General features: G+C 69.2%; 14 protein-coding genes and 1 pseudogene. 6 read left to right on the plus strand and 9 right to left on the minus strand.

The window, feature by feature from the left end:
- Window positions 1-275: pseudogene (locus VF536_RS14735) on the plus strand (TetR/AcrR family transcriptional regulator); the annotation flags it as partial.
- Here the strand turns inward: VF536_RS14735 and VF536_RS14740 are convergent.
- Window positions 272-1,225, minus strand: coding sequence for a carbohydrate kinase family protein (locus VF536_RS14740; protein WP_331615611.1), 954 nt, complete (start codon window positions 1,223-1,225; stop codon window positions 272-274). The pseudogene VF536_RS14735 and the gene VF536_RS14740 sit on opposite strands and share 4 nt — an antisense overlap.
- Window positions 1,222-1,968 carry a GntR family transcriptional regulator gene (locus VF536_RS14745; RefSeq protein ID WP_331615613.1) on the minus strand — a complete coding sequence of 249 codons (747 nt, stop codon included), beginning with the start codon at window positions 1,966-1,968 and terminating at the stop codon, window positions 1,222-1,224. The genes VF536_RS14740 and VF536_RS14745 overlap by 4 nt, the downstream gene beginning before the upstream one ends.
- Before the next feature lie 296 nt (window positions 1,969-2,264).
- On the opposite strand from VF536_RS14745, the gene VF536_RS14750 reads away from it, so the two are divergent.
- From VF536_RS14750 to VF536_RS14760, 3 genes are all read left to right on the plus strand, one after another.
- Window positions 2,265-4,520, plus strand: coding sequence for a TonB-dependent receptor (locus VF536_RS14750; protein WP_331615614.1), 2,256 nt, complete (start codon window positions 2,265-2,267; stop codon window positions 4,518-4,520).
- 110 nt (window positions 4,521-4,630) lie between these two features.
- Window positions 4,631-5,680 (plus strand): esterase-like activity of phytase family protein, encoded by a 1,050-nt coding sequence (locus tag VF536_RS14755; protein WP_331615615.1) that lies wholly within the window; start codon window positions 4,631-4,633, stop codon window positions 5,678-5,680.
- Between the two features lie 162 nt (window positions 5,681-5,842).
- Entirely contained in the window at window positions 5,843-6,631 is a 789-nt protein-coding gene (locus VF536_RS14760; protein WP_331615616.1) for a fumarylacetoacetate hydrolase family protein, read from the plus strand.
- 596 nt (window positions 6,632-7,227) lie between these two features.
- Here the strand turns inward: VF536_RS14760 and VF536_RS14765 are convergent.
- Both VF536_RS14765 and VF536_RS14770 read right to left on the minus strand, forming a co-directional pair.
- Window positions 7,228-8,628: an ATP-binding protein gene (locus VF536_RS14765; RefSeq protein ID WP_331615617.1), complete on the minus strand. Its 1,401-nt coding sequence runs from the start codon at window positions 8,626-8,628 to the stop codon at window positions 7,228-7,230.
- Entirely contained in the window at window positions 8,625-9,254 is a 630-nt protein-coding gene (locus VF536_RS14770; protein ID WP_331615618.1) for a 2-hydroxychromene-2-carboxylate isomerase, read from the minus strand. The genes VF536_RS14765 and VF536_RS14770 overlap by 4 nt, the downstream gene beginning before the upstream one ends.
- Before the next feature lie 282 nt (window positions 9,255-9,536).
- Between VF536_RS14770 and VF536_RS14775 the strand changes: the two genes are divergently transcribed.
- Window positions 9,537-10,283, plus strand: coding sequence for a response regulator (locus VF536_RS14775; protein WP_331615619.1), 747 nt, complete (start codon window positions 9,537-9,539; stop codon window positions 10,281-10,283).
- 21 nt (window positions 10,284-10,304) lie between these two features.
- Here VF536_RS14775 and VF536_RS14780 read toward each other — a convergent pair whose 3' ends face one another.
- Both VF536_RS14780 and VF536_RS14785 read right to left on the minus strand, forming a co-directional pair.
- Window positions 10,305-10,865, minus strand: a complete 561-nt coding sequence (locus tag VF536_RS14780) for a thioredoxin family protein (RefSeq protein WP_414710382.1) — start codon at window positions 10,863-10,865, stop codon at window positions 10,305-10,307.
- Window positions 10,866-11,042: 177 nt separating this feature from the next.
- Window positions 11,043-11,693, minus strand: coding sequence for a helix-turn-helix domain-containing protein (locus tag VF536_RS14785; RefSeq protein WP_331615621.1), 651 nt, complete (start codon window positions 11,691-11,693; stop codon window positions 11,043-11,045).
- Between the two features lie 89 nt (window positions 11,694-11,782).
- On the opposite strand from VF536_RS14785, the gene VF536_RS14790 reads away from it, so the two are divergent.
- Window positions 11,783-12,145, plus strand: coding sequence for a DUF3331 domain-containing protein (locus tag VF536_RS14790; RefSeq protein ID WP_331615622.1), 363 nt, complete (start codon window positions 11,783-11,785; stop codon window positions 12,143-12,145).
- A gap of 160 nt (window positions 12,146-12,305) precedes the next feature.
- Here the strand turns inward: VF536_RS14790 and VF536_RS14795 are convergent, their stop codons facing one another.
- From VF536_RS14795 to VF536_RS14805, 3 genes are all read right to left on the minus strand, one after another.
- Window positions 12,306-13,676, minus strand: a complete 1,371-nt coding sequence (locus VF536_RS14795) for an SLC13 family permease (protein ID WP_331615624.1) — start codon at window positions 13,674-13,676, stop codon at window positions 12,306-12,308.
- Window positions 13,677-13,837: 161 nt separating this feature from the next.
- A complete protein-coding gene (locus VF536_RS14800) occupies window positions 13,838-14,761 on the minus strand; it encodes an acyltransferase domain-containing protein (RefSeq protein ID WP_331615625.1) in 924 nt (307 codons plus the stop codon).
- The coding region (locus tag VF536_RS14805; protein ID WP_331615626.1) for a triphosphoribosyl-dephospho-CoA synthase at window positions 14,758-15,188 on the minus strand (431 nt) is incomplete at its 5' end. The genes VF536_RS14800 and VF536_RS14805, both read right to left, overlap by 4 nt.

Below are 15,188 nucleotides of genomic sequence, written 5' to 3' on the forward strand. Positions count from 1 at the left end.
AGTTCCGCGGATGCGCCTTCCTCAACGGCGTCGGCGAGATGGGGCCGACTCTGCCCGACGTGGTCGAGGTGACGCGCCGCCACAAGCAGGACATGACGGACGCGATCGCCGGATTGCTGCCGGCGTCACGGCAGCGGAAGAAGATCGCCGCCGCGCTGTCCGTCGCGGTGGACGGGGCGATCGTGCAGGCGCAATACGCGGAGGACGCCGTGTCGGTGTTGAAGGGGCTGCAGGCACTCGTCGACGCAACAACGGCGGCGACGACGGCGGCCTAGCCTGCGGCCAGTCGCAGCGCTGCGTCGCGATCCGGCATCGCCGTCCGTGCGCCCACGGCACCGACCGCCAGGCTCGCCGCCGCGCACGAGAAGCGCAAGCCCGCACGAAGCGGTTGACCTTCGAGCCAGGCGAGGATCAGCGCGCCGTTGAAGGTGTCGCCGGCACCGGTGGTGTCGACGGCGTCGCGCGGGAAGCCCGGCTCGTGGGCCATCTCGCCGGTCGCGGCGATCGCGATGGCGCCTCGCGCGCCGCGGGTCGCCGCCATCAGCAGAGGCGGGGAGGGAAGTGCCGCTTGCAGTTCCTGCAGCGCGCGGAGCGCGTCGTCCGGGGAGCCGTGCGCCGCGGCGCCGTTGCCGTTCCCGATGCCGTGCAAGGCGCGCGCATTCAGCAGCACGATGTCCGCCAGCGCGGCGCGCGCCAGGACCGCGTCGCGGTCCCCGGCCACCACCGGATCGATGTCGATCGCCAACAGCGTTTGCGTCTCGGCCGCGAGCTGTCGAAGCCGGCGAAGTTCAGTCAGGTCGGCGGGCGTCGCGAGCACGACGCGGCTCGTCGACAGCGCCGCGCGCAGCGTCGCGTCGTCCATCGCCTCGGCGATCAGCGGCATGACGACGAGCGCGGCGTCCCCGCCGGTCGGGCGCATCGCGATGGCCAGGCCGGTGGACCGTCCCGGGAGCGTTTCGAGATGGCGCGTGTCGACGCCGTCCGTCTCGAAGGCGGCACGCAGCTGCCGGCCGGCGTCGTCGTCGCCGACCTGCCCCAGGACCGCCGCCCGTCCGCCGAGCCGCGCCAACGCGCAGGCGGCGTTGGCCGTCGTGCCGCCCGCGAATCGACCGCGCAGCCGGCCCAGGACCTTCTCGCCGGCACGCGGCGGCGACGCCACGTCCACCACCAGATCCGCGCAGGGATTGCCCAGCGCCAGCAGATCCCAGCGCCGGTCCGTGCTCACGAGAGCCCGCTCGTGCGCGTGATCCGCGCGTTGTACCGATAGCTGGAGACGTACTTCATCTCGCAGTACTCGATCGGTTCGCGGCGTTCCGACAGCGTGATGCGCTCGCACATCAAGAGCGCCGCGCCTTCCGGCACCTGCAGCAGCCGCGCGTCCTCGGCGTCGGCCAGTCCGCCGAACAGGTTCTCGACCGCCTCGACCGGCTCGAAGCCGGCCCGCTCCGTCAACAGCCGGTACAGCGAGGTTGTCTGTTCGACCTCCCCCTTCGTCAGCTTGACGCCGCGCGGCAGCGGGAACCAGGCGTCGTGCAGACCCACCGGCGCGCCGTCGGTCAGACGTACCCGGCGCACGCGGGTCAGCGGCTGGCCGGGCTCGATCCGCAGCAGGGCGGCGATGCCCATCGGCGCGGCCACCTGCTCGACCGTCAGCACCAGGTTGGACGGCGCGCCGCCGCGGTGCACCGTGTCCTGCGAGAAACCGTCGATGAAGCGCGACATCCGGCGCACCAGCGCCGGCGCGACGAAGGTGCCGCGGCCGTGGTCGCTATAGACGACGCCGCGTTCCTCCAGGAAGCGTACGGCCTTGCGGACCGTGTCGCGGCTGACCTCGTGCTGTTCGGCGAGGTCGCGTTCCGAGGGCAGGGCCTGGTGATCGCCCAGCGTGCCGTCATCGATGGCGTGGCGGATGGCATCGGCCAACTGCCGATAACGCGGCGCGGCCGCGTCGGAAGGTCGTTCGCTCAAGGGAAGTCTCCGCGCCCGGGCACCACGCGCCGGGGGCTCATGTCATGGTCGACTCATCCTAGCATGGTACGTACCAACGGCTATCAGACACGACGCCGCTGCCCAGATGTCGGCGGCCCGCGCGCGGATCACAGAGTTCAGTGTCCATTCTGTGAAATCCACAAAGGTGGACTGCAGGCACGGGGTTCATCATCAACTGGTACGTACCACGATACATTTCGGCCGGTCGATCCACCCCCTCTCCAGTCCCTTCCCATTCCCGTCCTCAATCGCGTCCACCGCGCCTCGGAGTCTGCATGCGCCGCCCCGTCCTCTCCCTCACCGTGCTGGCCACCTCGATGGCCGGACATGTCCCGACCGTCCTGGCCCAGGAAGCGGTCCCGCTCGCCGCCGCCGCGTCGGCGCCCGCCGAAACCACCCGCTCGATGGGGCAGGTCGTCGTCTTCGGCGAGGCCGTCGGCGTGCGCCAGACCCGCGCCAACGTGAAGATCGGCGCCGTCGACCTGGACCAGTATCCGCCGGGCGTCAGCGCCGACAAGGTGCTGGAGCGCGTGTCCGGCATCCAGGTCGGGTCGTCGAACGCCTTCGGCGGCGACGGCTTCGAGAGCACCATCAACATGCGCGGCTTCGGCAAGGACAGCATCGGTTTCTCGATCGACGGCATCCCCAACGGCCGCACGACGCTGGGCGGCGGGTCCGTGCCGACGCGCTACTTCGATTCGAGCAACCTTGCCGCAGTCGACGTGTCGCAATCGGCCGGCGTGATCGGCGCGCCGTCGCACCAGGCGCTGGCGGGCCACATCAACTACCTGACTCAGGATCCGGAGCGCCGCTTCGGCCTGCGCGCCGAAGCCGCCGCCGGCAGCGCCGAGTACGGCCGCCTCTACGCCCGCATCGATTCGGGCGAGATCGCACCGGGTGTCACGAGCTACCTCAGCGTGTCCAAGCAGCAGTGGCAGGTCTCGTACGTGGACGATCCGGCCGGCCACAACACGCGCGACCACGTCGACTTCAAGGTGCTGGCCAAGCTCGGTGAGGACACCGTGCTGCGCCTGCGCGGCAGCTACAACGACCGCGACGAGACCAGCGGCACCAACATCGTCACGCTCAAGCAGTTCAACACCGATCCCAGGCACGACGGCTACACCGATACGTGGACCGGCGTGCCGGCCACCGACCGCAACTATCGCGGCTTGAAAGGCAATCCGCGCACGGATCGGATCGGCTACGCGGACCTGAGCACCGCGCTGCCGGCGGGGCTGAAGCTGTCGACCAAGGTCTATGTCCACTCGCAGGACGGCGTGGGCAAGGAGACCGGCCTGGGCAACGGCGGCTTCCCCGGCCTCGACGGCAAGGCGACCAGCCTCTACTTCCGTGCCAACGCCTACGACATGACCCGGCGCGGCGCGCTCGCCGAGCTGTCGGGCCGCGTCAACGACTGGCTCGACTGGCGCGCCGGCGCCTGGTACGAGCGCTACACACGCTCGCAGCTGCGCAGCTGGTACCCGATCCTCGACGAGTCGTCCGGACCGGCGACCGCCGCGACCGCCGACGCCGTCAGCGAGGACAAGCACTGGACCAATCGCAGCGCGATGGGCTACCTGGCCAACCGCACGACGTTGATGGACGGACGGTTGAAGCTCGACTACGGCGTGACCTATCTGGACAACCGTGTCGACTATCGCGCGCCGATCCAGGACTCGAAGACGGCCAAGCTGAACTTCGTGAATCAGGCGCGCGCGGATTCCGGCGTGTTGCCGAAGGCCGGCGGCGTGTTCGCGCTGACCGACGCGACCGAGCTCTTCGCCGGTTATGCGAAGAACGCCGCCACCGTCACCGACGCCACGCTGGAGGGCGGCGCGGCCGCGACGCTGAGCGCGGCGCAGTCGGTCCGCGACATGGACACGGCCAAGGCCTTCGACCTCGGCCTGCGCCACAAGGGCGAGGACTACGCGCTTGGTGCGCAGGTGTTCGCCATCACGTCGAAGGAGACGGTGGCCGCGGACATCGCGGGTTCGCTGCAGTCAGAGAATGTCGGCCAGGGCCGCCGCGTGCGCGGGCTTGAACTGACCGCCAGCGGCCGGATCAACCGATCGATCCGGCTGTACGGCGCGTTCACGTACCAGAAGACCGAGTACCGGCTCGACGACGTCGACGCGCAGGGCTATCCGGTCAAGGGCTTCATCCGCGACGGCGCGGAGCTGGTGGGCATCGCGCCGCGCAACCTGTTCCTCGAAGCGACCTGGCGGCCCACCGACGCGCTGAAGCTGGCGGCCAACGCGCGTTACCTCGGCAGCCGCGCCGGCTACTACGCGAACCCGCGCGTGGCAGGGAGCGGCGTCGACGAGCGCCTGCCGGGCTACGCGCTCTTCGGCGTCAACGGGTCGTACCAGTTCGATCACCTCACCGTCGGCCTCAATCTCGAGAACCTGACCGACAAGCGCTACATCTCCGGCATCGCGCCGGAGCTGATGACGACGGCATCCACCGCCGGACGCTACTTCATCGGCGCACCCCGCACCGTGGTGCTGTGGCTGCGGGCGGAGCTGTGAGCGCACTGCGGCGGGCCTCTGTCGCAGCGTTCTTCGCTGCGTTCGTCGTCGCGACTTCCGGATGCGCCGGTCCGGAGTTCGCGCCGCCATCGGCCTGGCGTCCGGCGCCGATGCAGCTGCGACTCATCGGCACGTGGACGGTGCCGTCCACCGCCGGCGGTCCGGACCGGGCGCTCGGCGGAATCTCGGGGCTCGATTACGACGCCGAACGCGACACCTGGTTCCTGATCAGCGACGACCGCTCCGACCATGCGCCGGCCCGCTTCTACACGGCACGAATCGCCGTCGACGCGTCGGCGATCCGATCGGTGGAGATCACCGGCACTGTGTCTCTGCGGCGCTCCGACGGAACCGTCTTCCCGAACGGGAAGCAGGCCGCGGGCGGCGACGAGGCCCCCGACCCCGAGGCGATCCGCATCGACCCCGTCGACGGTCGTCTGGTCTGGTCCAGCGAGGGAGATCCGACGCGAGGCGGTGATCCGTTCGTCCGCGTAAGCGCGCGCGACGGCAGCTTCGTCTCGTCGTGGCCCGTGCCGGACAACTTGCGCTTTGACCGGTCCGACCGGCGCGGCGCGCGTCCCAACCTGACGATCGAGGGCCTCGCCTTCAGTCCCGACGGCCGCTCGCTGTGGATGTCGATGGAGGCGCCGCTCCGCCAGGACGGCGACGTTCCCTCGCTCACCGCGGGCGCGTGGACGCGCTTCTCTCGCGTCTCCCGTGATGGGCACGTGCTGGCCCAGTTCGCCTACCCGCTGGAGCCGATCCGCTTCGCCCCCGAAGACGGCGGCACGCGGGCCGACAACGGCGTCAGCGAACTGCTGGCCACGCCGACGGGCTCGCTGCTGGTTGTGGAACGTTCCGGCAGGGAGACCGCCGGCGGGGCGTACCGTTTCTCGGCGCGGATCTTCGAAGCCGACGCGACCGGCGCGACGGACCTGCGTGGCGTCGAGGCGATCCCGCGCGCGGCGCCTGTGCCGATGCGCAAGCGGCTGGTCCTCGACCTGATGGCGCTCGGGCTGCCGACAGTCGACAACGTCGAGGGGGCCGCCTGGGGGCCGCGGCTGCCCAACGGGCACCGGACCTTGATGCTGGTCTCGGACGACAACTTCAGTCCATCGCAGATCACGCAGTTGATCGCGCTGGAGGTCCTGTCCGAGTAGTTGGCGACCGATCGGTGCGCGACTCGCCCGCGAGCAGTGGGCATCGAGGGGAAACGCCGACGCGGTGGTCCGGACCGACGCCTACGCTGCAAGCGCCGCGGCGGTCCGTCCGCTTTCCAGGGGCGCGCCGCGTCGGACAACTCAACCTCGAAGGAGACCGCGATGGACCGACGTTCCCTGCTCAACACCTCGGCCGTGATGGCCGCCGGCGCCGTGGCCGGCTGCGCACTGCCGGGCCAGGCACAGTCCACGGCCAACACGCCGTTCGCCGTGGCGCAGACGACGATCCCCATCGTCGGCAGCGACCAGCGTTTCCCGGTGCGCCGCATCTACTGCATCGGCCGCAACTACGCGGCGCATGCGCGCGAGATGGGCAGCGACCCGACGCGCGAGCCGCCGTTCTTCTTCCAGAAGCCCGCCGACGCGATCCAGAACGTCGCGCCGGGCACCGTGGCCGATCACCCGTATCCGACGCTGACGAAGAACTACCACTACGAATGCGAGCTGGTGGCTGCGCTGAGCAAGGGTGGGCGCGACATCTCGACGGAGCAGGCGCTCGACCTCGTGTACGGCTATGCGATCGGCCTGGACATGACGCGTCGCGACCTGCAGCGCGGCATGGGCGACCAGAAGAAGCCGTGGGAGATCGGCAAGAGCTTCGACCAGTCGGCGCCGATTGGTCCGATCCATCCGGTCGCGCGGCTCGGCGGTCATCCGTCCAAGGGCGCGATCTGGCTGAAGGTGAATGGCCAGACCAAGCAGGACGCGGATCTGAGCCAGATGATCTGGAGCGTCGCCGAGCAGATCTCGCAGCTGTCGCGCGCCTTCGAACTCAAGCCGGGCGACATCATCTACAGCGGCACGCCGGAGAACGTCGGCCCGGTGGTCAAGGGCGACGTCATCGACTGCCACATCGACGGCCTGCCGAACCTGGGCATCCGGATCGTCTGACCCCACGCTCAGGCCCGCGGGCAGTGGGACTCACTGGGGCCGGAATGAGGCTTGGGGTCCCTGGAGGGGCGCCCCATGCCTCGTGGAGTGCCCGCGCTTGTCGCACCGCAAGAAGGGGGTGCCTCATTCCGCAGCACTGCAAGCAATTCCCTGCCCTGACAAGCACTTGCAGCATCCTTGCCCGGGCAGCCAACAGACTTGTCCACAGAGCCCGTGGACAGTCTGGCGGTCCGGTGCACAACCGGTGGGCACTGTGAGCAACTGTGGAGAGGGAACGGACTTTGCCCACCGTGATGGGCGGTGACGTCAAGCCCGTCCGGTCGCCAACCGCCCGCGTCTCTGGACTGCCTCGTTTTGAAGCACGGGAAGTTTTTCTTTTGTGAAACAACGGGTTGAACAGGCCCTACAGAGACAGCCAACAGACTTGTCCACAGTTCGCAGGGACAATCCGACGGCTTGCGAAACGGGTGTCGGATAGCCCGTTCGGATCGGTGCCTCATTTCGCGGCACTGCAATGAATTCCGTGCGAAATCAACGGCTTGCGGAATCCCTGCCCGTTGAGCCAACAGAGTTGTCCACAGAAGCCGTGGACAGTGTCAGGGCAGCGAGGCGGGGAGGGTGAGGCGGGCTTCGAGTCCCCCATCGGTCCTGTTGTGGAGGGAGAGGCCTCCCCCCATGGCGGTGGCGAGTTGCAGCGCGATCGCCAGACCCAGGCCGGTGCCGCCGGTGTCGCGGTTGCGAGAGGTCTCCAGGCGGTGGAAGGGTTTGAAGACGGCCTGCAGCTGGTCATCCGGAATGCCCGGACCCCGGTCCAGCACCGCGATCATCAGGCGAGGGGTCGGGTCTTGCGGGTCCTGCGCGCCAGTGCGCGTCACCTGGATCTCGGCCTGGCCGCCGAACGCCAGCGCGTTGTCGATCAGGTTGACCAGGATGCGCTTCAGTGCCTGCGGCTGCGCCATGATCGGCGACCCGGCTTCGCCGCTGAGCGTCACCGCCTCGCCGGCGTCCTCGTAGTCGCCGACGATGCTCGCGAGCAGCGCGTCGGCGTCCAGGCGCGCCGGCACTTCCGAGGTGCCGTGCAGCGTGCGCGCGTAGGTCACGCCTTCGCGGACCAGCACATGCATTGCGTTGAGGTCGTGGTGGAACTTGCCGCGCAGCTCCTCGTCGCTCATCAGGTCGGCGCGCAGGCGCATGCGGGTGATCGGCGTCTGCAGGTCGTGCGAGATCGCGGCCAGGATCTCCACCCGTTCCGCCGTGTAGCCGGCGATGCGCTGCTGCATGGCGTTGAAGGCGCGCGCGGCGTGGGCGACTTCGGCGGGGCCTTCCTCGGGGATCAGCGTGGGCGACAGGTCCGGACCGAGGTCGTCCGCCGCGGCGGCGAGGGTCTTCAGCGGACGTGTCACCAGCCGCACCACCATCCAGCTGCACACCGCCAGCACGATGAGCTGCGCGCCCAGCACCCACATCACCCACTCGGGGATGGGCATGTCGACCCGTTGCGCGTGCACCGTCACCGCCGAGCCGTCGTTGAGGCGCACCAGCAGTTGATAGCGTTTGATGCCGAGCTGCACTGCGCGCTCGATGCGGAAGGGCTGCATCGCCTGCGTCAGCGCGTCGACGAAGGGGCCGTTGAAGTCGGTCCGTTCCACCGGTCCGGCCTTGGGATCGATCTCGTCGGCGAGCGCGAAGCGGTAGTTCGGGCGTTCGAGGCGTTCCAGCCAGGCGCCGCGTTCGGCGACCGGCAGACGGTCCAGCACGGCGATGCCGGTGGCGATGTCGCGCTCGACGCCGGACATCATCAACGCCCGCAGCGCCATCGAGCGCTCCTGGCGGATCGCGACGTAGGCCAGCGCCTGCGCGATCGCGATGCCGAACACCATCAGCCAGAACACGCGCGCGAAGAGCGTGCGCGGCCCGAAGCGGCGCTTCGGCGCCGGCGCCGGCGCGGACGTCGTCGCTCCCGGACGCGCGGCGGTCGAAGCGGACGCGGTGCTCATTCGCCTTCGCCCGCGCCCTCGGCCCCTTCGGACTTCAGCGCGCGCTGGAGGAAGTCCAGGCGGTCCTGGCCCCAGAACAGTTCGCCGTCGAGGACATAGCTCGGCGCGCCGAACAGGGCGGCGTCGATCGCGCGCTGCGTGTTGGCGTCGTACTGCGCGCCGATGTCGTCGGCGGTGGAACGGACCAGACGCTCGGCGGCCAGTCCCTGCTCGCCGAGGATCGCGGTCAGCGTGGTGTCGTCGGCGATGTCGCGCTGCTGCTCCCAGACCGCGCGCAGCAGCGCGCCGGTCAGGCGCATCGCGGCATCGGCGCCGTCGGCCTGGTCGACCGCGATGATCAATCGTGCGGCCTTGTGCGGCGCGACCGGGAAGCAGGCCGGCTCGACGTTCATCGGCAAGCCCAGATGCTGCGAGAAGCGCCGCAGCTCCAGCAGGCGATAGGCCTGACGCTGCGGGGGGCGCTGCGCCAGGGGCAGCCCGCCGGAGACGGCGAACAGCTTGATCAGGTCGATCGGGATCAGCCGCACGGTGGCGCCGGCGTCGCGCGCGATGGCGGCGAAGCGCTCGTGACCAAGGTAGGTCCAGGGGCTGATCGGGGCGAAGAAGTAGTCGATGACGCGGCTCACGAGGGTCTCCAATGCGTTGGGCGACCGCCAATCACCAGCAACTCCGAAGCGTCGGAGAAGCGGTGAAGGCAAGACGCCCTTCTTACTCCCTCTCCCGCTTGCGGGAGAGGGTGGGGGTGAGGGCCAGCGGCCGTGGCAGTGCTGAATCCCGCAGGCCGGTTTATAGGCCCGAGCGTCGTGCTTGTGGGCGCCTTTGTATTGGCGTGTATCCGTGTCCCGCACCGGAGACACAACATTGCCTGTCCGTACCACCGGCGGGGGCGAGGCCGGTACATTGCGCCCATGCAGACCTCCGCGCCCACCCAGGATCATGTGCTGATCGTCGACGACGACCGCGAGATCCGCGAATTGCTCTCCACCTACCTGACCCGCAACGGCCTGAAGGTGACGGCCGTGCCGACCGGCCGCCACATGCGCATCGCGCTGGAGACCGGCACGCCGGTGGACCTGGTCATCCTGGATCTGATGCTGCCGGGCGAGGACGGCCTGTCGCTGTGCCGTGACCTGCGGGCGGGCAAGCACAAGGCGACGCCGGTGATCATGCTGACGGCGCGCGGAGACGAGGCCGATCGCATCCTCGGCCTGGAGATGGGCGCCGACGACTACCTCGCCAAGCCGTTCGCGGCGCGCGAGCTGCTGGCGCGGATCAAGTCGGTGCTGCGGCGCGCGCGGATGCTGCCGCCCAACATGCGCTCGACCGACGAGTCGCCGCGGCTGGCCTTCGGCGAGTGGGTGCTCGACACGATCGAGCGTCACCTGATCGACCAGCAGGGCACGGTGGTACCGCTCAGCGGCGCCGAATACCGCCTGCTGCGCGTGTTCCTCGACCATCCGCAGCGGGTGCTGAGCCGGGACCAGCTGCTCAGCCTCACGCAGGGCCGCGAGGCCGAGCTCTTCGAGCGCTCGATCGACCTGCTGGTCAGCCGCATCCGGCAGCGGCTGCGCGACGACGCGCGCGAGCCCAAGTACCTCAAGACCGTGCGCAGCGAAGGCTACGTCCTGTCGATGGCCGTCGAGGGCCGCGACTGATCGTCGCGCCCCTTTCATCGATCACCCCTGCTGCTTCAGCAGCGCCTGGATCTGCGCTTCCGTCTGCTGGTACTGACCTTCGCCGAAGTGCGAGTAGACGATCTTCCCCTGCTTGTCGATGAGGTAGATCGCCGGCCAGTAGCGGTTGCTGTAGCTCTTCCAGGTCTTGAAGTCGTTGTCCTGCGCGACGGCGTGGCGGATGCCCAGGCGCGCGATCGCGTCCTTCAGACCCGCGATGGACTTTTCCTCGTCGTACTCCGGCGAATGCACGCCGACGACGACCAGCCCCTGGTCCTTGTACTTCTCGTGCCAGGCCTTCACGTAGGGCAGCTGGTTCAGGCAGTTGATGCAGGTGTAGGTCCAGAAGTCGACCAGCACGACCTTGCCGCGCAGTTCGTCGATCTTCAGCGGCGGGCTGTTGATCCAGGTGTCGATGCCGGTGAAGGCGGGCGCGGGCTTGCCGGCCATGCCGGTGCTGCCTGCACTACCGACATTGCCGAAGAGCGAGGCCGCTGCAGCATCGGAGGCCATCGGCGGGAGCGAGAACGCCACAGCCGCCACGGCGGACGCGCCAGCAAGCATCAGCGTGAAGACGGAACGGCGAAGGGGGGACGATCGGGTGGTCGACGACATGGGGCATCCTTTCCAGGCTGGCAGCGGAATGCTGCGATGGAGCGGATTCTTCGAAAACCGGTCGATCGGCGATACGGCTTTCGTATGCCTGTGTATCCCGCCCGGGAAGGAAAGACGATCCGATGCTCAGCGCAACAGATGCAGCGTGATGTCCGTGAGCTCGCGCTTGAAGCGCGCCGGGTCGTCCGGCAGCGTCGACACCGCCCGCATCACATGCGCGTAGGCCACCGTCTTGCTGATGCCGTTCATCAGCACCGAGAACAGCAGCGCCGGCTCGCAGCGGTGCAGCTCGCCGGCGTCCATCGCGTCGCTGAACAGCGGCAGGCAGACATCGTGGAAGGGCCGCACGATGGTGTCGACCAGCACGTTGAGCCGCTCGCCTTCCCCGGTCGCGGCCGTCGAGAAGAAGATGCCGATGTCCGGGTGCTCGAACACGCGGTCGATGAACGACAGCATGCAGTGCTCGACGCGCTGGCGCGGACCCAGCGAGGTTTCGCTCCGCAGCGCCGAGGCCGTCTGCAGCATCGGGTCCATCAGCACCTTGATCTGCTCGACCACCGCCAGCCAGAGCGCCTCCTTCGATCCGAAGTGATGCGCGATCAGCGCCGGATCGACATCGGCCTGGCGCGCGATCTCGCGCACGCTGGCGGCCTCGTAGCCGCGCAGCGCGAAGATCCGGCGCGCCGTGCGCAGCAGGTTGTCCGCGCCTTGCGCACAGTCCGCGCTCGGCCGCCCGCGCCTTCGCGGCGCCCCGCCAGTCTTCGGGGTCTTGTTCATCGTTCGCCCCGCCTTTGTTATATTCATCACGCGTTGAATTATTTCAGGCTTTGACGTCGATTGTCGGCGGATGAGAAAGGCGGTGTCGCATGTACAGGGATCTCGCAAGCGATCCGTCCCGGGACGGCTGGCTGCGCACGGTGGCGTGGCTGGGCAACGGCGGCGTCCCCGACGCGCCTCCCGCGACCTCCGCGCGGCAGTTCAAGACGGCGCCGACCATCCACGTGCTCGACCGCCCCACACCGCGCACGGCGGCCATCTCCTGGTCCGACCCGGGCGCGTGCCATTACGGGTATCAGATCTGGGACATGGTGCCGTCCAAGCGCGATGGGATCTGCGTGCTCACCGGCTCCGCCATCCGCATCGGCGAAATGATCTACACGCCGCGCGTCGACGAGCCTTCGCCCATCAACGCCGGCGAGATGATCGCAGCAGCGTTCGTCGACGCCTGAAGAACGAGCGCGCGAGCTTGGCCGGTGTCGGCGGCTCACGCCTCGCAGGCGCGCCAACTCGCTCTGTTCACCTTCGGTTCACGACGCTCAAACAGACGGCGCTCAAGTCAGTCTTGAACGCTCGGCTTCGCCGCCGACACCGGCCAAGCTCTCCGTCACGTCACAGCACTACGAAGAGTCCCCACACCACTACCGGCGCGATGACCGTCACCGCGACGCCGTAGAGCAGCAGCAGCCGGAAGAAGCGGTCGCGGTCCATGCCCTTGGCATTGGCCAGCACCAAGGCCCCGTTTGTCGAGAAGGGACTCACGTCCACGATCGTCGAGGACACCGCCATCGCCGCGATGAAGCCGATCGCCATGCTCGAGTTGTCGCCCGTCAGGAAGGGCACGCCCAAGGGGATCAGCGAGCCCAGCACCGCCGTCGACGAGGCGAAGGCCGACACCACCGCACCGACGAAGCACAGCAGCAGCGCCGCCATCAGCGGCGAGGTGAGGTTCGCGACGCTGTGGCCGACGTAGTCGATCGTGCCCATCTTCTCCATCACGCCCACATACGTGCTCACGCCGACGATCAGCATGATCTCCGGCCACGAGACCTGGCCCAGCGCACTCTTCTGCAGCCGCGGCTGCATCAGGCTCAGGGCCAGACCGATGGTGATCGACACGAAACCGATGTCCAGCTTGTAGCCCAGCGTCAGCACCGCCAGCAGCAGCAGGCCCAGCGCGGTGATCACCTGGTGCGGCCCCGTGTTCTGGAAGGTCTGCGTCTGGACCTGGCCCAGCATCGAGGACTTGCTCGCCGCGACGCGGCGACCTTCGCCGTAGGACGCGGCTTCCGCATCGCCGAAGACCTGCGCGCCGCCCTGCGCGCGCGCCACCGGCGGGATGGGCGCGAGTTCGCCGTCGTCCGCGACTCGGCCGCGCCGCATCAGCTGCAGCCCGCCGAGTGCGATGAAGAGCCCCAGCGACACGGCGAAGTTGACGCCGAAGCTCGCCAGCATCGTCGTGATCTCGCTGAGCGGGAGTCCCGCCTTGGCGACGATCTTGTTGGTGATGCCGCCGTAGATGCTCATCGGCGAGAAGCCGCCGGCCTGCGCGCCGTGGATCACCATCAGGCCCATCATCAGCGGGTTGATGCCGTGGCGCGCGGCGAAGCCCAGCGCGATGGGCGCGATGATCGCGACCGCGGCGGGGCTGACGGCGCCGAACGAGGTCAGCAGCGCCGCGATCAGGAACATGATCCACGGGATCGCCGCGATGCGGCCCCGCACCGCGCGCACGGCGAGCCGCACCAGCCAGTCGATGGTGCCGTTGTTCTGCGCGAGCGCGAAGAGGTAGGTGATGCCCGCCAGCGTCAGGAACAGCTCGGCGGGGAAGCCGGCCATGATGGCCTTGGCGCTCATGCCCGCGGCCAGCGTGCCGACGAGGAAGGCGCCGACGAAGGCCAGCACGCCCATGTTGATCGGCAGCGCCGTGGCCACGACGAACATGGCCGCCAGTGGAAGGATGGATATCCAGTGAATGTTCATCGCCGTCTCCTGTTGTGACGGTCCGGCGCGTCGAACGCCGGCCGCATCGTTTCTCGATGGCATGCACGGTATCGAGCGCGCGGGCGAACTTCAATCAAGCTCGTGACGGGACCTTTACGCGCGACGCAACGATCGAGGGAGAACCCGTTCCGCGCGGGAGATCAGGACGCGCTGCGTCCGATCCATGCGAGCACGCCGTCCAGCGTGCGGAACTCGTCGGCGGAACGAGCGGGAATCGACGGATGCCGCTGTTGCCAGAGCCGCGCGAGCGCCTGGCCGCCGCCGATCTCCAGCACGCAGGACGGCCCGCGCGCGGCGAGCTGATCCATGACCTCGTCCCATCGGACCGTGTGGTCGATCTGGCGCGCGAGTCCGGCGCCCGCCTGGTCGGCGGTCCAGACGCGATTGGCGTCGCTGTCGAACAGGGCGAGCGTCGGAGTGCGGAGGCCGGCCGTCGACAACGCGTTGCCGAAGGCCTGCGCCGCGGAGCGCATCAGCGGCGTGTGCGAGGCGACGGAGACCGCGAGCCGCGTGCAGCGCGCGCCGCGCGCGGCCAGCGCCGCTTCGACGGCATCGAGCGCGTCCTCGCCGAGCGGTCCTCCGATGACGACGGAGTCGTCGCTGTTGCGGATCGCGATGCTCACGGGCGTTCCGAGCAGCACGGCGTCGACCTCCGTTGCCGCGAGACCGGTGACGCCGCAGAGTCCGCCCGCGAGCGACCGGCTCGCCTCGTCCATGAACGCCGCGCGCTGGGCCGCGAGTCGGGGTGCGTGCTCGATATCGATCACGCCCGCCGCCGCGCCTGCGGCGAGCTCGCCGACGCTGTAGCCGCCGATGCCGTCGATCTCGATCGATGCGGACGTCAAACGCGATGTGATCCGTGACCACGCGGCGAGGGCGGTCGTGGTGATCAGCACCTGCGCATGCGCGTTCGTGCGCGCCCAGGCGGCATCAGCCAGCGCCGCACGCCAGTCGGAGACGCCCAGTTGCGAGTTCATGGCCGACAGGGACGCGTCGTCCTCCAGCCACGACAGCATCGCGGGATGCTGGTTCCCCTGACCGCTGAAGACGATGGCGACGCTCACGGCAAGGCGAGGAGTGCCAGCCTGCCGACGGCGGCGCGATCGTCGGGCAGGGCAGACGGGTCGACCCGCTCGATGACCTCGACGGCCTCGATCGCACCGATCCGCCGCATCCAGCACACGGCCGCCAGCATGTCGGCGGATCCGCCGGGCGAGAGACGACGCGCTTCGAAGTCGATGGCGATCGCCTCGGCGCGCGTAGCGGCGTCGGTCGCCGCGGCGCCGCCGTGGTCGATGAACTCACGTGCCGCGCGCTGCGCGAAGCGCAGCCCGTCGAGGCCGCCGCGATGGGCGAGGTTGCTGTCGTCCAGCGTCGCCATCAGATGGAAAAGCGTGTCGAGCTGCGCGCGTTCACGGGACAGGCCGCGCCCGATCGCCGAGCGCATCGCCGGCACGGCGATGTCGAACACGGCCGGGAACCCGAGCGCGG

Source organism: Roseateles sp. (assembly GCF_036486225.1).
GTDB lineage: Bacteria > Pseudomonadota > Gammaproteobacteria > Burkholderiales > Burkholderiaceae_C > Roseateles.

What these genes read in the sequence shown, in the direction of transcription:
- VF536_RS14765 (WP_331615617.1), bottom strand. Translation starts at nt 8,628, where the DNA reads ATGAGCACCGCGTCCGCTTCGACCGCCGCGCGTCCGGGAGCGACGACG.
- VF536_RS14775 (WP_331615619.1), top strand. Translation starts at nt 9,537, where the DNA reads ATGCAGACCTCCGCGCCCACCCAGGATCATGTGCTGATCGTCGACGAC.
- VF536_RS14795 (WP_331615624.1), bottom strand. Translation starts at nt 13,676, where the DNA reads ATGAACATTCACTGGATATCCATCCTTCCACTGGCGGCCATGTTCGTC.
- VF536_RS14780 (WP_414710382.1), bottom strand. Translation starts at nt 10,865, where the DNA reads ATGCTTGCTGGCGCGTCCGCCGTGGCGGCTGTGGCGTTCTCGCTCCCG.
- VF536_RS14785 (WP_331615621.1), bottom strand. Translation starts at nt 11,693, where the DNA reads ATGAACAAGACCCCGAAGACTGGCGGGGCGCCGCGAAGGCGCGGGCGG.
- VF536_RS14750 (WP_331615614.1), top strand. Translation starts at nt 2,265, where the DNA reads ATGCGCCGCCCCGTCCTCTCCCTCACCGTGCTGGCCACCTCGATGGCC.
- VF536_RS14755 (WP_331615615.1), top strand. Translation starts at nt 4,631, where the DNA reads ATGCAGCTGCGACTCATCGGCACGTGGACGGTGCCGTCCACCGCCGGC.
- VF536_RS14760 (WP_331615616.1), top strand. Translation starts at nt 5,843, where the DNA reads ATGGACCGACGTTCCCTGCTCAACACCTCGGCCGTGATGGCCGCCGGC.
- VF536_RS14790 (WP_331615622.1), top strand. Translation starts at nt 11,783, where the DNA reads ATGTACAGGGATCTCGCAAGCGATCCGTCCCGGGACGGCTGGCTGCGC.